The following is a 17016-nucleotide window of genomic DNA, read 5'->3' as shown; positions in this document are numbered from 1 at the left end:
CGGGCCCGCACGGTATGTCTGCGAAATCTTGGGCGATTCACTTTGCCTTGGACCAAGTGTTACAGCGCTACGCGATCACTCCTAAACCGTCTTAGGCGACGATAACCGCTGGTTGCGCAACGGCCCTCTGTTAAGTTCCAGCCTCGACACCTGTTCAGTCCATAGCAGAGGCGGGTTGATGGCCAAATCATTGACGGTGGTTCCGCTGGGAAGCGTGTCTTCTAGGATCGCCGCTACGAGCTGCGGCGCCATCGTTGTGAGGTTGAGCAGTCTGGCGATGTAGCTGAAGTCAGTGCCCTCCCTCGCTGCTAGATCGTTGATGGACGTGGCCTCGCCGGACTCCAGCATTCGGCGCCAGCGTTCCGCTCGACCCAACGCACGCTGGAGGGCGGTAGGCTGGGCGTCCCAAGGTCGCTCGGCGGCTTCCGGCCCGACGAGCTGGACGAGCTTGCGGTAGCCGCGCTTCGTGATCCGAAGCGGGACATCGAAAGCGATAGAGCCGTCGCTACCGGTGGCGATCTCTACCTTGAACTTGCTCATGCGGATTCCTCGATCCCTTCGTGCGTCTCCAGTTCCCGCACGAAGCTGGTAAGGCCCATGGGGCGAAGACGCAGCTCGGCACGGTCCTCGTGGACGACGATACGTTCAATCAGCAGTTGAAGCATCTGTGTCTGCTCGTGGCCGGCAAGGTACTCCCAGATCTCATGGAGACGCAGCATGGACACCATGATCTTTGGTTCGTCCAGATCGGGGTCCAGCGCCGCCGCCTGCGGCAATATCGCGGAAATCAACTCAGGGGTGCGAAGAACTAGACGCAATTGCTCGATGATAGCCGCCTCAAGCTCACCGGCCGGAACGCGGGGTAGCTTCAGCAGCTTGGCGCTCTCATGCAGCGCGCGCGTATGAACGTAGTAGCGATATGTACGACCGTTGCGCTTGGTCGTGTGCCAAGGCGTCATGGCGCGCCCATCCGTGGCGAACACCAACCCGCGTAGAGGGAAGGGAATTTTAGAAGCGTCCGGCGCCGTCAGGGCACGCACTCGGGTTTCCGTCGCCGCCTGCGCCCGCGCCCACAGATCCGGGTCGATGATCGGCTCGTGCGCGCTCGAAAACCAGTCGGTCCCGTGGCGAAGCTCTCCGAGATAGGTGCGGTTCGCCAGCATCTTGTACAGCAACGACTTGTCGATGGGCTTCCCGACGATCTCTCGCCCGTTCCCTGTGGTCCAGAACTTCGAGGTCGCGCCCCGAGAACGCAGCTTGGCCACCAACTGCGCGGTGGGGACGCCCTCCGCGACTTGTTCGAAGATCCAGCGAACCAACGGCGCTTCCTTTGGATCGGGTACAAGACGACGATGCCGCCGGTTCTTCAGATCGTATCCCAGCGGCGGAACCCCGTGCATCCATAGCCCCTTCTTCTTGCTCGCGATCATTTTGTCGCGAGCACGGTCCACGTCGAGATCTCGGTCGAACTCCGCGAATGACATCATGATGTTCATCATGAGCTTGCCGATCGCATCCGCGGTGTTGAAATGCTGGGTTATGGACACGAAGGCTACGTTATTCTCCTGCATCACCTCCCAATACAGGTGCACGAAGTCCCGAAGACTTCTGGATAGGCGGTCCAGCTTGTAGACGAGAACGACATCAATCTTTCCTGAGCGGATGTCCGACAGAAGGCGCTGTAGCGCTGGTCTAAGCATCGTCGCCGCCGAGAAACCGGCATCGTCGTAATCATCGCCTACCGGAATCCAACCTTCGCATCGTCGACTGGCGATGTATGCCTGCCCGGCGTCGCGCTGAGCTTCAATCGAGTTGTACTCTCGTTCCAGCCCCTCCTGAGTGGACTTACGGGTGTAGACGGCGCAGCGAAGGCGGCGCGGGTTGTTCGGGTTGTTCACTTGGACTCCTTCGTGGCGCGCAGGCCGAAGAACGCGGGGCCGGACCAGCGGGTTCCGGTGATGGCGCGGGCGACGGCCGATAGGCTGTTGTAGCGTTGACCTCCGTACTCCACGGTGCCGTCCTGCGCGACCGCGACCCGATGGATCTCGCCTCCGAACTCACGCGACAGCACCGTGCCCGGCATCGGCGCCGTCTTGCGGGCGCGCGGCGGAATCTCGCCGGACTCGACCAGTGCCCGGATGCGCCGCTGGTTTCGTTCCAGCCGGGCGCGGTCGTGATGGCGGTACTCGATCTCCTGTAGCCGGGTCGCGATGCGGCGTTCGACAAACCGGCGGTGCTTTACCGCCGGCTCGGCGTGATATAGGCGTTGATGCTCGGCCTTCAACTCGGCCCACGACATCTCGGGCAAGCGCGCCAACTGCGCCAACAGCGAGGCGGACGGTTGGAACGTGGTGGTGATCTGTGACATGCGGTTGGACTCGCGTGGACGGGTTGACATGTACGCTCGGGTCGGCCTGAAAGCCAACCCAACCGCGTCCAGTTGTTGGCAAGAACGCACGCGGGCGACGGTCGTTGTCGCCCGCGCGCTGGCATTACGCGCGCATCTCGGCGTCGAGGCGTGCGCTAGCAGCTTCCAGTGCCGCGGTGGGGATATCAACTTCATGACTCCGCGTGGACGAGGTCCAGCCAGCCCGGTATCGCGCGACCTTATAGCGGGCAATGTGGCCGATGAAGCCTGGAATGGCCGCCTCCAGTTCGGTCTCTGCGTGCGTGGCTTGGTCGCAGTGGATCGAGTGCTGCGCATCACGAATGCGTTTCGGCATCTCCTTCAGCTGCGCCTGCAACTCCTCGATCCGCTTGTCGATCTGTTCCAGCGCGGCTCGGACCACCACCAGTTCCGCCTGACCCTTCGGAAGCGCGATCTCCGGAGCGTCGTCGTCGCTGTCGATCAGGGCTTGCGCGGCTTGACGCTGGTCGTTCTCCACTTCCTGAGCGAGGTGATCTGCGCGGGTCTGCAACTGATTCTGACGGGTTTTGGCCTTGGCCAGTTCGTTACGCAGGTCGCTATCGTGCTTCTCAAGCTGGGCGAACTTGGCCTTGCTCTGCGACAGCCGATTTGGCGCCTCGACCCGCGAGCGAAGCGTGTGAAACTCCTGCTCGATGGCGCGATGGGCGCGTGCGCATTCCTCGTGATGATGCTGCGCGCGATTCATCTCCCGATGCAAGGTCTGTTCCTGCACCGACCAGAACGTCGATTGGGATTTAGCTTGCAGCGTATGGAATTCCTTGTACTTTTCGGTGTAGTCCGCTTCTGCCTTGTCCAGCGAGGCCTTAGAGGCGTTGAATCGCGCTTCGGATTCGACGAACTGCGCGCATAACTCGTCGTAGCGCGTCGGATTAGCGTTCTTCTGCTTCTTTGCAAACGGATTGAGTTTCATCGGTTCTCCAGGTAGTTGCGGTACTTCGGGTCAAGCAGCCAGGGATTGGCGGCGTAGATGCGTGCCGGAAGCACGTAGGCGAGGTAGGCCAAGGTCTCGTAGGGCGAAGGCGCGTCCGTGTGCCGGTCGGGTTCGGCGCGGCGGAAGACCGGGATGTAGTCGATGACCTGCGCTGCCGGGCTGGCGGACGGGGTATCGAGGGGATCGCTGGCGACGGTCACGATGAAGCTCCTTTACGGGGGCGGGAGGGGCGGCGCGCCGCCGCTTCGGCGGCGTCCAGTTCTTTTCGGGTGGTGTCGGCCGGCGCCGACACCGGGTAACGGCGATCCACACGGCCTTCCGGGTCGCGGTCGATTTTCCAAACCGCACCGTCGCGGGTGTGGCCGCGGTGTTCGATCTCGATACCCTTGGCGCGGTACGCCGGGGCGATACGTCGAAGCTGATCGCTCAGGCCCTTCGGCGAGCGCGGCCAGGTCGAACGGTCCGGGCCGCAAAGGGGACCAAGTTGCTCGTACAGCGAGCCGGCGGTGCCGACCCACGGCAAGGTTTCCCGGCGCAGCAACTTGTCCAGCGCGTGCGCCACCGGATTGCCATCGAGGGCGCGATCGATGCCGGCGTGTACCAGTTCGGAATAGCGGGCCTGGAAGGTGCCGGGAGGCAGCCCAAGTCCGCGCGCGACCGCCTCGCCCAGCCGCTCGAAGTCGGCCATTCGCTGTTTGGATGGCAGCTCGATATTGGGTAGGTACTGCACGACCACCGCGAACAGGTCGAGTAGGCCGGTGAAGACCGCTGCGCGATCTTGCTCCCACGCCGTACGGGCGTGAGCGTCGTCCTTTCGGCGAGTGGCCGGGATAACCGGCACGTCGAGATGCACGACGCGATCGATCAGATCGGGGCGGGTGGCGATCACGGAAATCCCGTTCATCACGACCGGCCGCTTGGTTTGCAGGACATGCTCCTCGCCGTTGGTGAACAACTGGCGGGCGGCGAAGCCACCGCCAGTCGCGAGCGTGCACAGCGCATCCTGCTGCTCAGCCGTCAGGCTCGACAGGTTCTCGTAGGACACCAGCCAGTTGTTGGCGGCGGCGACGAAGATGTCCTCGACGGTCTTCGGCCGGCCGCGCAGCGGCACCTTGTTCGGATCGACCAGGTCGCGCAGCATCGACTGCGTAGTCGACTTCGCCGAGCCCTGCTCGCCGACCAGCTCAAGTGCTGGGAACGGCGTTTCCGGCCGCAGACAGTCGAGTAGCCAGGTCAGCACCAGCAGTCGGTCCTCGGCGCTGACATTAATATGGTCCCAAAGACGATCCAGATCCCGGCCGTCCCAGAGGTGTGGGTTCGGAATCGGGAGAGCGCGCATCGCCGGGGTGCGGATGAACAGCACCGGGGAGGTGTCGAGCAGCTGCCAGCCCGCTTCACCGACGTGGACCACGCGCCAGAGCGGATCGCCCAGGTCGAGGTAGTAGCCGTCGTCGGTGCGAGCGGCGCGCAGGTGCACCTGCACGGATTCGCCCTCGTGGATGCCGGCAGCGGCGAGGGTGGCCAGCGCGGCCTTAAGCAGAGTGTCCTGCAAGCCGGCCCGGCGCTCGGCCCACCACAGCGCGCGCAGCCAGTCGGCGAAGCCGCTGGACGGCACCCGCCACACCTGTCGGTGATCGTGCATCGGAATGACCGCGACGGCTTGGCGGTCGGCGTCGTGGAACAACTCGCAGTGCGATCGCGCCAGCTGGACGAGCTCGTCGAGCGCGGTCAGGTCGCGGTCCGGCGCGGTGGCGGCCTCATCCCGGATGGCGCGTTCCAGTTCGGCTAGCGGCAAACTCGGGTTGGCCTTCTTCGCGCGATCCCGCAGCCGGACGAAGGCGCCGCGGTCCAGCGAGCGCAACTCCGCCCACGCCGGCACGACCGACGGCGCGAGGACGGCCCCGACATCCTCGGCGGAGGCGGCAATAGCGGCCTCGATCTGCTGTTGCAGGTGTGCCACCACGTCGCCGGCGGCCGACTCGGAGTGCAGCGACATCTCAGCGGGCGCCCTCGTCGGAGGGCGTGATGCGCTCGCCGTGGCGGGCGAGCCACGCCAGCACATCGGCTTTGCGGTAGCGGATGCGGCGGCCGATGCGGGTGTAGCTGGGACCTTCGCCGCGGCCGGCGACGGCTTCCAGCCAGGCCACGGTATAGCCCAGGCCGGCGGCGGCGGTGCGGCGGTCGAGCAGGGCCGCGTCGGGCGCGGCCCAGAACAGGCGGCTGAGTTCGGTTTGCCGCTGCAAGGCGCAGCGGCGGGTGGTGCGGGCGATCATGGGGCTCCATCGGGGTCTGCCGGGGGAAGCGGCAGACTAGGAGCAGCCCGTCAGTGATCGTGGCGAATGCCAGAAAAATTCTGGCATGCCATTTTTCTGTCAGTTCCAGCGTCGGGTAGGGACTTCTTGTTGGGCGCGGCGCAAAGCAGTGGAGACCGTCTTGCGCGAAGAGGAGAAGCCTTGGACATCCGGTCCGAACCACTCTTTCGTCCGGACGTCGATGGCGAGACCAATCTGTGCGGCGTTGGGGCGGCCGGCGACCGCGTAGGTCTCGGGCGCCGCCTCGGCGAGCAGGTCGGCCATTGCAGCGATGACGATGTCGCGATTCAGATCGACAGCAGCGCTCCCGCGCGACCAGTCTGCTGCGCGACTCTTCCGAAGGGGGACATCTTGTAGTTCGCTGAATCCGATCTGCGCAAGCCAGAACCGCAGGCTGTGCTCATGGATACCAACGCATCCCTGTTTGATCAGATCATCCACGGACGAGCCAGTGGCCGACTCCTTGCCCGGCACTCCGCCTGCGCCGGAATCCGACCATTCCAGCCGTCCATCCCGGAGGGCGCTGATGAGGGCCGAGCGCTTAACCTCGAAGATGTCGTGGCTGGCGTACATCGAGTCCAACTCCTCGAGCGTGATTCCGCTCCAGAGCGCGACCGCGTAATCGATACAAACGGTGCCGGTCAGGTTCGCTTGGTCAGCGTGGATCGGCGAAGGTGGGGTGTCTGCGGAGGTCATGGTCGGTCCTGCTATGGGGGGACTCGTGACGATGGTGACGATGACCTTCCAGCACAAGCCCGCATGCCTCTCGATCTTCTGTTCTTTGCCGCTAATCGCAGGTCCAGATGAATCGTCACCACCCTCACGACCATCACCGATTGGTTCGGCGTAGACAGTTTGATAGCGAACTGGGTAACCCGAGGCTACGAAAAAACTTAAGTCCACAGGCGGGCGAGACCGACGTGATGGTCGTGATGGTGTATCCGCACCTACGGCTAGGGACGAACAACAAGAACGTCGACCAGCGGGACGCTCCCGTGACGGTGGTGACGGTTGTGATGGTGTATCCGGGCCTGCAACTACGGCCGAAAACAGAAGGTCGCGCGAAGCAAGCGATGTGCCGGGCGTGTTGCTGCATCCCGCGTTCGTGGACAGATGTCGGATAGCGAGCCGAGCAACGCCCGGCTCACCGTCGGGTTACTCGGCTGCGCCGCCGTTGGCGTGCTGCTCGGTCCCGGCCTGGATGCGGTAAACCCGTCCCTCCTTCCCCTCCTTTGTGGAGATCAACGGGTAGCCCTTCTTGCGGACCGTGCCGGCAAAGAACCCCCGCACCGAGTGCGCCTGCCAGTTCGTCGCCGCCATGATCTGCGGGATGGTCGCGCCCTCGGGGCGGCTGAGAAGGCCGACGACCAGATCCAGCCGGTTCCGACGGTGCGCAGGCGTCGGCATTGGGGCGACCCGACCGGGTGGGGGCTGCATTGCCTCGCTGGCGTCGGCCTTAGCCTCCGCGCTGGCGGCCTTCGGTTCCGGCGGTTCGTAGCCTGTGGCCTTCCAGCCGACGTCAGTCAGCCGGTATCCGGCATCGTGCGGTTCGATCAGTTCGTTGCGCAGCAGGCCGCGCATGACGCTGGTACGGGCACCGCCTTGCAAGTTCTCGGGGAAGTGCTCGACGCGGCCTTCGGTGGTGATGGCGAGAAGGAGGACGCCGCGCTGGCTATCGGTCAGTTCGGTCCGACTCATGGTTGTTTGTCCTTGGTGTGAAGCTCGCGTGCGCGGCAGGGGCCGACCCACTCTCCATTGGGACCGAGGCCCCGGCGGATCAGTTCTTCGCGAGCGAGATGATTGAGGTCGAGGGTTCCGTCGGAGGCGGCGACGAGAACCGTCGCCGCCATAGCCCTCAAGAACCAAAGGTCGGTGTCACTCGGCGACGACATCGCACACCGCCTTGAGGACATCGACGTTGTCGAAGGCGATCATCTCGACCAGATCGCTGTGCAGCAGGCGCAGGGCGTTGCCGGCACGGCGTTGAAGCTCGTTGTAGGCAAGCTCTCGCAAGTCCTCGAGCGCCGCGATGTCGCCGAAGGCGATGGGACGCAATCGCCTAAGGTCGCGCAGGCCGTGCTTGAGCCGTTCCAGATTGGGTTGTTCTTCATTAGTCATGCTGAGCACCCGTGCGTGGTTGGGGTGACGGCATGAACGCTTCCTTCCACGCGTAAGCCAAGCAGATTCTTGGGTTCAATGCCGGAACCCGCGCTCTGGGACAGCCCACGGACAGGTACAACGACTGGGCGAGAGGCTTGAACGGAAACAGCGCCCAGATAGGGCGCTGCTAGGGGGCGGGGTGTTGTTAGCGGATACGCCGGTGGCGAATGGCTGTAGGCACCAAGACCTCGATCGCGCGCTTGGCCTTCGACCGGTCTTCGACCAGAAGAGCCTCGGGGATCGCCAGCGTCACCACCGTGATCGCATTCGGGTCGTCCAGCAGCTCGTCGGCGTAGCCTTGGCCCACCCACTCGTTGCCTAGCATCGTATGGGGCTCGGTTGGGAGGGGCTTGCCCCTGCCGGCGGCGGCCCGCATCGCAGCCGCGTAGCCTGCGAGGTAGGCAGCATTGAGGGCGGCCTTGACCGAGTCGGCCGAGACCTCGTGGCGATCGGGGCCATCCATCAGCGTCGCGAGGTTCAAGTGCTGCTGGGCGATCTCGCTTAGGGTTGCGTCGTACATGCGGGCCTCCTTGGCCGTGCGTCGGTGTGGACGCATGAACGCTTCCTTCGACGATGAATCCAAGTCGAATTCGCGGAGAAGAACGAATGTCCTCGAAGGCGGACAGCTTCCTGACTGGTTCGTCGAGGGCTGCGGATATCGCGTGGAGCTGATTCGGTAGGCGGCCGGAAACTGTCGGAATTCGGACAGTATTGCGCCGCCCAAGCGGGTGTGGGGTCTTTAATCAGAAGGGGGGCTGAACGATGGCGTGTGAATTCGCATTAACGGCGGCCGGTGGAGCAGGATCGACCCAGCCAATCGGAGGCGCCGCTATTTCTCTTTCCGTCCGCTGGGCAAAGGCCCGCGCCAGCGCTTCGACCATAGGCCGAAGCGCTAAATCGGCCAATTGGCCGATTTGCAGGTGACAGCACTGCGGCGAAAGATTCCAGAAGAGCTACGCGTGCGACCTTGCTTAATCGGAAACATTTCCGATTTACGAGCAAGGGTGTTGGGGCACAACGCTTCGAGCGGAAAACTGACGCAACCTCTGTCATCGGCTCAGTGCAAACCTAACTTGCGAGTGCGAACCGCTTGAGTGCAAACCTCATTCGCGAGCCTGGCGCTAGCGAGGTTTCGCGGCCGTGCCCCCCGTTCATCCCGACCGCCAGGAAGGACCCGGCACTACAGCAGCTACTGCTGCCTGGCCTCGATCGTCATCAGGCAACGTTCTATGTCCTGATGTACCCACTTACTGTGCTAAGTGACTGGACCAACAACATACTCAGCATAGAGCCCTTCGACTGCGGGAGCGCGTATGCATAGGGTCAGCCATATCCACATCACAAACTTTCGGGCTTGCCGACATGTCTCGCTGTTGCTGGGGGACTTAACCCCACTGGTTGGTCAAAACAATACAGGCAAGTCTACCGTCCTCTCAGCGATAGGACTTGTGCTCTCACCAAGCGCATTGACGAACGGTGATTTTTCAGATCCAAGCCTGCCTGTGACGGTGGCAGCGTGCATCGAAGGAATTGATGCAACTCTATTGGCAACAATACCTGATCCGAAGCACCGGTCTGCCATGTCCCCATACATCGTTGATGAAAAACTATGGATACGAATCAGTGCCGCTGCTGCTGGCAAGAAACCTACCCAACAGGTCTGGGAGCCATCCAGCTACACGGGGATAGGAATACCAGAACAATGGCGTGCATATCCAACTGGTTTACCTGAAGCGGTTTCCGCTCTACTTCCGGAGCCTCTGCACATTGTTGCAATGGAAGACCTCACTGAAGATCTCGGCAAGGCGAAGAGCGGAACCACTATTAAAGGCTTGTTAGATGAAGTTATGGCGCCGGTACTAGCAACACATGAGAGCCTTAGCAGCGCATTGGCGACTATCCGCGAAATCCTCTCTACCAACGGCACGGAAAGATCACCGCACTTGCGGACATTCGACAAGAAGGCCACCGAGGCGTTGGCCGACTTCTTTCCCGGCCTAAGCCTTGATGTCGATCTACCAATTGTGGACTTGAAGGAGTTTTTTAGAGCTGGCGATCTATATGTCACTGACCAGCTGACAGGAGAGCGTCGAAGATTTGACCAGATGGGAACCGGCACACAGCGAGCGATTCAGATGGCGCTAGTTCGATATCTAGCAGAAGCACGAAAGCCGGAAAATTCGATAAGTTATCGGCGCTTACTGCTAATTGACGAACCAGAGCTCTTTCTCCACCCCCAAGGGGTTCGTCATTTGCGAGAAGCTCTCCGCAATCTAGCCGGAGCCGGCTTTCAAGTAGTTTTTTCGACACACTCGCCATTGATGTTGAGCAAAGAAATCGCTCCAGACACAGTAATAGTAAGTCGGAAATCCACAGGAACGACGGTTAGGCGCCCTCTTCGTGAGGCCGTGACCTCAGCTTTAAGTGACTCTGAATCCCAATCTAGAGCACTCTTCCAGCTTGGCAACGTTGCGGAGATTTACTTCTGTGAAAAGATAATACTTTGTGAGGGGAAGACGGAACTTCGTTTGCTTCCACTAGCCTACGAACGAATTTATGGACACGCGCCGGAACTAGATCGCATCTGCTTCGTCTCTCTTGGTAGTGGCTCGGACATAACAAAAGGTCTCCCGGTACTACACGTTATGGGAATTTCCGCCTTTGCTGTTGCCGACCTCGACTTCGCCTTTGTCGAAGCCCGCAAGGGAGGTGCATCTGCGTGGCTGAGTAAAGATGCTGATGACCTTAAGCAAGTAAAGGCCATACTTGCCCGTCTTAGCGCAAGCAGTGGATTACCCCTTGGCGAAAACGGACTACCAATCAAAGGAGGGGGTCACACAGCAGCAGAAACGTGGGCAGCTTTCGCACAAGATTCGGAAGGAAAGACCTATGCCGAATCAGCACATGACGCCCTTATCGCTAAAGGAGTTTGGCTTTGGTCAACTGGATGCATCGAACATGTCATCGGCGCCAGTGATAAAGGCGAAGATGCAATCTTCTATCAAGAGAACTGCCTTAGCGTGCTTGGTCCATCTGAGATAGAGGCGTCTATGCCGGCATTGAAGGCGCTCTTTGAATGGATTAGAAGTTCGCCGAGTGAATAGATTCCTGTTTTCAACACTAACTGGAGACCGACTACATCATCGCCATAGTAGTCGTCGCTCGATCGGTTAGTGAATAGTCTTGGCAGCGGCGGAGAACCAGTAGCTGGACGGCACTTCCTCTCTCTCAACTACGTTCCAAGATCCGGATACACCATCACAATCGTCACGACCGTCACAGCGACGGCGCTTGCCCTGGTCTTCTCTTTCCTTCATGTAGTGCCAGGTCCGGATACACCATCACGAACGTCACAACCGTCACGGCACCGCGAAGATGCTTGAGTCGTCGCAGACCCGGCCGCATCGTGTTCACAAGATGACTACAGCAGGAAACGGCATGAGGAACACGAAGCGTAATCAACCGCGGCGCGTATCGCGGGCCCCCGGTCTGCACGATGCCCTTGAGGCGAAGCTACTGAAGATCTGCGCCGACATCGGCTGGATTTGCGGATGGCGGAAGGACCGACTGGCACCAGCGCCGCCGGCACGCCAGTCGTCGCGCAAGCGGGTCATGCTCGGCCGCGCGCTGGCGGCCGAGGCCAGGGGGCAGAAAGGCGAGATGTTCCACCTCGTCGAAGCTACGTCCGTTTCGGGTGGTCGAACCGCCTACGCCCAGACCGAACCAGCAGCCGAAACGGACGGCTTGGCCGACTTCGCCATCGAACTGCACGACGAACTCGCGAGGCTGGACGGCATGGGCATCAGCTCAGGCACGTTGGTCGGTGTCCTCGGCGAAGGAAGGGGGCACTCGCTTGATCGGCAACTGCGGGAGCCGCGGCGATCAATGCTGTAGCAGTCGCTCAAAAAGAAAGGCCCCGCTGCCGGGGCCTTCTAAAGGTCTCTATTAAGAGGAAGGCTCTGCAACCACTACGATTTGATCGGGTTCGTAACTGTCATTGACAAGAATCCGAATCCTAGTCTCTAGAGAAAGCTCTCTAAGTGAAATTAGCGCTTCATTCCGTGAATTGCAGATGGACAGCTCTCCACTCGGCGTTTGGACAATGCCGTTGAACGCTTCTTCAAGCCCAGGCTCAATTTGAAGGTCGCTCGTTAGAGTGATTGTGGTCTCACCATCGATCTCGGATAGAGTCCCGACAGCGACGCATGAGTCCGTACTCGACACCAGTTGACCGCCCATTTCAGCGGGAACTTCGCCGAACGAGTGATCCATTACAAGTATGAGCGAGTTTGGAGGGGCGATCTTTATGGACTTGTTCATGGCTTTTTTCTCAGTTGGCGTGCCGCCTCTAGTCCTTGTTGCCTGCTGCAGTTGATGCAGTGTGGATAGAGTCGTTGAGGAGCATTATTTATGTTAAGTGATGACACGGGCTGATGATCGGGGACAAAATTTCCGCTCTTTGTTCCCGCGGTGGTAGCGCCGCAAGTATGGCACCCCGTAGTTCGTCCTATGTCGTTGATGGCCGCCCGTTCCGCTGTGGTGAAAGTTTGTGCCGAAGACCTAGCGGGAATCGAAGCGCCGGCATACGGCCCCGGGGTAAATGTACTGGTCGCTTTACGCGCAGCACTGCTCGCAAGTGTTGCGGCATCTACCAGTTCTTCTGCTACCTTGCATGCGGCCCCGGTGCCTACTGCTGCCGGAATAGTAACGGACGTTCCTGCGACTACTTCTGTTGCACCAATAGCAAGTGCTTGTGTAGTTGCAGGATTGGTTAGCGCAACTATGCCTAGCTCATAGAGACCGTAGCCAATTGCAGGCAGCGAAATAACACCGAGACCAACACCAATCGTCGGACCAAGCCAGTCATCGGGACTTCTCGGCGGGGCTATAACTTTGTGGACGTATTTGTTCTCCCAGTTAGCCTCGCGATACTGCAAGCCCCAGAGATCTATGGAATCAATCGGGCTGCCGCCTGAGTACAAATACGTACTATTGCCGCCAGCCAGCCCAATCGGATCACTCTGCACATACCTGCCACTAACCGCATCGTAATCCCGGAAGTAGTTGTAATTCAGCCCCGTCGCCGCGTCATACCGCTGCCCCGGGAAGCGCAGGTCGAACACGAAGGCGGTGCCGTCCTGATCCGGGTCCTGGTTGGGGGTGTCGTTGCCGAAGGCTTCGCCCTTGGCGTTCCAACTCCAAATCGCGACATTGCGGGTGGCGTCGATCACCGTGCGCGGGGTGCCCAGGTGGTCGGGTTGGACGTAGTGCAGTTTCTGCGCGGTGCCGGCGCCGGCGAGGACGCCGACCGGGGACTCGCCTAGCCAGACGACTTGTTGCTTGCTGGAGCCGTTGGCGTCGTAGTCGCCGAGCCAGCGGCCGGCTTCGTCGTACAGGGTGTAGACCGCGACCGGGCCGCTGGCGCCGTTGGTGGCCGCGACGCGTTCGCCCTTGGCGTTGTAGCGGTAGCTGCGGTTGACCACGCCGGCCAGCTTGACCTGGCTCATGCGGTCGTTGCCGTTGTAGACGAACTCCTTGGCCGTGCCACCGATGCTGGTGGTGTTGCCGACCGCGTTGTAGCCGCGGGCGACGCCGCCGACATTGGTCAGGCGGTGGCTGGTGGTCGGGTACGTGTACGTCGTGGTCGTGCCGCCATGCAGCAGGCTGGTGCGGTTGCCGGTGGCGTCTTAGCCGTAGGTTTCGATCGGGGTGTTGCTGGGGCCGTCGCGGGTGATCTTGAGCCGGCCCAGGGTGTCGTAGTCGTACTTCGCCAGCACGGCGCTTTGCAAGCCGTCCTTGAGCTCGGTCAGCTCGCCGACTTCGTTGTAGCCGTAGCCCAGCGACAGGCCGCCGGCGGCGTTGTCGTGAATCGTCTTGGCGCGGTAGTCCAGGTCGTAGCTGCGGGCCAGGCTGCGGCCATTGCCGTAGGTCCAGCCGGTGGCCGGGCCGAAGGGCTCGTAGGCGACGCCGTTGAGCAGCACCGTGCGCACGCCGCCGGCCGGCTTGACGCCCACTTCGGTGACCTGGTCCAGGGTGTTGCGGACGTAGTCGACGACGGCGTTGTCCGGGTAGGTGATCGTGCGTACCTGGCCGGAGGTCGTATACGCATAGCGCAGCGTGAACGACTTGCTGTCGACCACCTGCACCTTGCGCACCAACTGGCCGTAGCGGTCGTAGCAGTACTTCAGCTCGGTGCCTTCGGTGCGCAGCGCGGTCAGCCGGCCCAGGGCGAAGGTTTCGCCGGCGGCGCAGACCGCGTTGACCGTGTCGTAGTCGTACTCGACATCGTTCGTACCGCTGCCGTAGGAGATGGTCTTCGGCCGGCCCAGGGCGTCGTAGGTATAGCTGTGGGCGACGGCGTCGTTGGCGTCCTGCTTGGTCGCCAATTGGCCGGCGGGGGTGTAGGTGTAGTCGGTGACGCCGGTGTCCGGGCTGCTCAGTTGGGTGCGGTCGCCGAAACCGTTGTAGGCGTAGACGGTGTTCAGGCCCTTGGGGTCGGTGACCTGGGTCACCTGGTCGAAGGCGTTGTAGGCCAGCTGGGTCTCGACCGCCAGGCCGTTGACGTCCTGCAGCAGGCGGCTGAGCCGGTTGAGCGGGTCGTGGTTCTGGTCGCTGATCCGGCCCAGCGCATCGGTGGTCAGGTCGGGGTTGCCGTCGGCGTCGTAAGTGAAGGTGGTGGCGTGGGCGGCGGCGTCCTTGGCCTGGTGCAGCTGGCCGAGCGAGTTGAACACCCGCGACAGGGTCTGGCGGACCGTGCCGGTCGGGGTCTGGGTGTCCTCCTGCTTGCGGTTGCCGGCCTTGTCCAGGGTGTACTGGAGCTTGTTGCCGGCCTTGTCGGTCACCGAGGTCAGGCGCTGGGCGGCGTCGTAGTTGTAGGTGACGTAGGCGCCGCCCGGCGGGGTGACCCGGCGCAGCAGGCCGGTCGGCCAGTACTCCAGGCGGGTGATGCGGTCGTCGGTCTCGACGCTGTTGTCGGCGCCGCGCAGCTTGGTCGCGGCCAGCCAGCCGCGCGGGTGGTACTCGTAGTCGGTGACCACGTTGTTGGCATCGAGGATCGACAGCGGCCGGCCCTGCGGGTCGTAGCCGAGGATCTCGGTGGCGCGGCCGAGCGCATCGATCGTTTTGCGCAGGTCGCCCTTGCGGTAGGTGCACAGCGCCGGCTGGGTGGCGCAGGTGCTGTCGTCGCTGCCGTAGTACTGGTAGGTCACCACGTCGTTGACGTCGCTGCGCGGGCCGTCGACCGACTTCAGCAGGCCCAGGGTCGGGCAGGTGCTGTTGGCGGCGGCGACGTCGGCGGCTTCGCAGTAGGCGTAGGTGGTGGTGCGGGTCTGGTTGGTAGTGGTGTCGCGCACGGTGACCGTGACCGGTTGCAGGCGCGCGTTACGCACGATCCGCGTCTCGCGGTTGCCGAGCTGGGTCAGCACGGTGCGGTTGCCGGCGATGTCGCGGCGCTCCAGGCTGGTGCGCTCCTGGGGCAGGCCGACGGCTTCGACGACCGTGTGCGTGCGCGCCGGCTGGCCGGTGACCGGGTCGTTGGCCTCGGCGTAGCTGTGCTTGGTCTGGGTGCCGTTGCGGTCGGTGACGGTGTCCAGGCGGCGGCGGAAGTCGTCGAAATCGTCGACGTAGGTACGCACGATGGAACCGCGGCTATCGACGACATTGCCGGGCTTGCGTGGTTTGCGGTACGCGCCAGCGTCGTTAAGGCCGTAGGTGGTCTTGTAGCCGAGTGCATCGGTGACGATGGCGCCACCGGCAGCGGTATAGCTAAGCGCGACCTTGTCGGCGCCGCCCGCATGCTGGCTGACTAGGAGCCGGCCTTGCGTGTCGTAGCTGAAGGTGCTGTAACGCTGCGCTTGCTCGTTGGTAATACCGGTCAGGTGCCGGGGAAAGGCGGCGTCTTCGTAGTGATAGGTACGCGTGGTGCCGCCTAGATACTGCGCCGTCTGGACTTGGCCGTTGGCGTTGTATCCATACCCAACGAGTTGGGCTCCACCCGTGTTGATCGCAGTAATGGCCGCCTGCGCCGACGGTCGGTCGTAGACCAAGTCCAGGCTACGGCCGGTCGAGTGGGTGATCGTGGCCAGCCGACCCAGGCTATCGTAAGCGTAGGTGAGGCGGGTACCGTCCTCGAACAGACGCTCGAGCAGCATTCCGGTTTCGTCGAATACCAGCACCTCATCGGCGCGGTACAGCCGCCATTGGCTGCCGTCCTGAACGATGCGGTCGCCGCTGCCGTCGCCGGCCTCGGCGATTCCGGTGTCGACGTTCTTGAATCCCAGCTGCGAGCCGTTGGCTTGGATCAGACCCAAGGTGCCGTCGGAATTGATCGCCAGGCGGATCTCATGGGTATGCCCCCAGCCGTGGCCGAAGCCGGCATTGCCGTTGTTGGCGGCGGCGGAATGGTAGACGCGGGCGAAACTGACCCATCCCAGATCGAAGTCGGGCTCGGTTTCGTACTTGTCGCCGGTCGACACGTCGGCGGGATTGCCGACCATATTGCAAGCATCGCAGGCCAGCAGGGACGAACGGATGGTCGCGGTGTACGAGTCGTTGGTGCAGACGTTTCCGCTCTGGTTCCAAGTCAGGAACTCCTGTGAGCAACGCGTGCGCTGTCGGTCCGCGGGTTCGTTAGTGACAAGGTTCTGGCAGGTCGCGCCGCCGACCGCCGTGCCCACGTATCGGACCTCGAAGTCGGCGAGCTCGCGCCACGCGACACCGTCGGACCATTTATTGAATGGGCGCCAATCGCCCTTGCGAACCACCGAAGTGCTGGGTGCGCAGCCGAGCGAGGTGCTGCGGTTGGTGTAGTGGGCGATCAGCGCATCGACCAGCGCTTGCTCGCTGAGCTTGGTGCCGCCGCTATTGCCCGAGAGGTAGGCCGACCAATCGCGTACCTGCCCGGTTTCCGGAGCAATGCCGTAGGTCAGCTGGACATCGGTCTCGGTGATCTGCCGCTCGCGCACCGAGTCGACGTACTGGTAGGCACCGCCCTGTGCCTTGATGGCGAGCTCGGCCTCGTATTGGGTGTTGTAGGTCTGGCCCTGGAAGGTCCAGGGCTGGCCGCTCTCCTGCGCCACCGCATTTTGCGTTAGGGCAGCCACCATGAGCGCAGCCGCAGCAAGAGATCTGGCGGCTACTCTGCGTTTTCTTTGACACTTGTGAACTATCGACATACCTACTCCTTG

The 17016-nt window shown here is 62.2% G+C and carries 16 protein-coding genes; 2 read left to right on the top strand and 14 right to left on the bottom strand.

Translation table 11 applies throughout. The features are described from left to right. Positions 1-81: 81 nt before the first annotated feature. From V2J18_RS00415 to V2J18_RS00365, 11 genes are all read right to left on the bottom strand, one after another. Positions 82-540 carry a hypothetical protein gene (locus V2J18_RS00415; protein WP_064746973.1) on the bottom strand — a complete coding sequence of 153 codons (459 nt, stop codon included), beginning with the start codon at positions 538-540 and terminating at the stop codon, positions 82-84. Further along, complete coding sequence (locus tag V2J18_RS00410; RefSeq protein ID WP_336130553.1) at positions 537-1898, bottom strand: recombinase family protein; 1362 nt, start codon at positions 1896-1898, stop codon at positions 537-539. Before V2J18_RS00410 ends, V2J18_RS00415 begins: the two co-directional genes overlap by 4 nt. Further along, a complete protein-coding gene (locus V2J18_RS00405) occupies positions 1895-2368 on the bottom strand; it encodes a DUF2924 domain-containing protein (RefSeq protein ID WP_064749623.1) in 474 nt (157 codons plus the stop codon). Before V2J18_RS00405 ends, V2J18_RS00410 begins: the two co-directional genes overlap by 4 nt. 124 nt (positions 2369-2492) lie before the next feature. Further along, entirely contained in the window at positions 2493-3338 is an 846-nt protein-coding gene (locus V2J18_RS00400; protein WP_336130552.1) for a hypothetical protein, read from the bottom strand. Beyond that, on the bottom strand, positions 3335-3559 hold the full coding sequence (locus V2J18_RS00395) for a hypothetical protein (protein ID WP_064749713.1): 225 nt from the start codon (positions 3557-3559) through the stop codon (positions 3335-3337). The genes V2J18_RS00400 and V2J18_RS00395 overlap by 4 nt, the downstream gene beginning before the upstream one ends. After that, positions 3556-5355, bottom strand: coding sequence for a hypothetical protein (locus tag V2J18_RS00390; protein WP_336130549.1), 1800 nt, complete (start codon positions 5353-5355; stop codon positions 3556-3558). The genes V2J18_RS00395 and V2J18_RS00390 overlap by 4 nt, the downstream gene beginning before the upstream one ends. Position 5356: 1 nt before the next feature. Continuing rightward, the gene (locus V2J18_RS00385; RefSeq protein WP_336130548.1) at positions 5357-5632 is read right to left on the bottom strand and encodes a helix-turn-helix transcriptional regulator; all 276 of its coding nucleotides are present in this window, start codon (positions 5630-5632) and stop codon (positions 5357-5359) included. A gap of 99 nt (positions 5633-5731) precedes the next feature. Beyond that, entirely contained in the window at positions 5732-6367 is a 636-nt protein-coding gene (locus V2J18_RS00380; protein WP_336130547.1) for a hypothetical protein, read from the bottom strand. A gap of 459 nt (positions 6368-6826) precedes the next feature. After that, positions 6827-7369: a DUF3489 domain-containing protein gene (locus tag V2J18_RS00375; protein WP_336130546.1), complete on the bottom strand. Its 543-nt coding sequence runs from the start codon at positions 7367-7369 to the stop codon at positions 6827-6829. Between the two features lie 177 nt (positions 7370-7546). After that, complete coding sequence (locus V2J18_RS00370; RefSeq protein ID WP_336130545.1) at positions 7547-7789, bottom strand: hypothetical protein; 243 nt, start codon at positions 7787-7789, stop codon at positions 7547-7549. 187 nt (positions 7790-7976) lie between these two features. Further along, the gene (locus V2J18_RS00365) at positions 7977-8351 is read right to left on the bottom strand and encodes a DUF6900 domain-containing protein (protein WP_336130544.1); all 375 of its coding nucleotides are present in this window, start codon (positions 8349-8351) and stop codon (positions 7977-7979) included. Between the two features lie 793 nt (positions 8352-9144). Here V2J18_RS00365 and V2J18_RS00360 point away from each other — a divergent pair. Both V2J18_RS00360 and V2J18_RS00355 read left to right on the top strand, forming a co-directional pair. Beyond that, the gene (locus V2J18_RS00360) at positions 9145-10935 is read left to right on the top strand and encodes an ATP-dependent nuclease (protein WP_336130543.1); all 1791 of its coding nucleotides are present in this window, start codon (positions 9145-9147) and stop codon (positions 10933-10935) included. A 334-nt stretch (positions 10936-11269) separates the two neighbouring features. Beyond that, complete coding sequence (locus V2J18_RS00355; RefSeq protein WP_336130542.1) at positions 11270-11725, top strand: hypothetical protein; 456 nt, start codon at positions 11270-11272, stop codon at positions 11723-11725. 51 nt (positions 11726-11776) lie between these two features. On the opposite strand, the gene V2J18_RS00350 is transcribed toward V2J18_RS00355, so the two are convergent. The 3 genes from V2J18_RS00350 to V2J18_RS00340 all read right to left on the bottom strand — a co-directional run bounded on the left by V2J18_RS00350 (position 11777) and on the right by V2J18_RS00340 (position 16935). Continuing rightward, entirely contained in the window at positions 11777-12151 is a 375-nt protein-coding gene (locus V2J18_RS00350) for a hypothetical protein (protein ID WP_336130541.1), read from the bottom strand. After that, a complete protein-coding gene (locus tag V2J18_RS00345) occupies positions 12148-13338 on the bottom strand; it encodes an RHS repeat-associated core domain-containing protein (RefSeq protein WP_336130540.1) in 1191 nt (396 codons plus the stop codon). Before V2J18_RS00345 ends, V2J18_RS00350 begins: the two co-directional genes overlap by 4 nt. Positions 13339-13518: 180 nt before the next feature. After that, the gene (locus tag V2J18_RS00340; RefSeq protein WP_336130539.1) at positions 13519-16935 is read right to left on the bottom strand and encodes a DUF6531 domain-containing protein; all 3417 of its coding nucleotides are present in this window, start codon (positions 16933-16935) and stop codon (positions 13519-13521) included. Positions 16936-17016: the final 81 nt, after the last annotated feature.

This window comes from Lysobacter firmicutimachus (assembly GCF_037027445.1).
GTDB classification, from domain to species: domain Bacteria; phylum Pseudomonadota; class Gammaproteobacteria; order Xanthomonadales; family Xanthomonadaceae; genus Lysobacter; species Lysobacter firmicutimachus.
Note: the sequence above shows the minus strand (reverse complement) of the source record. Positions and strands in the feature narration are given on the sequence as shown.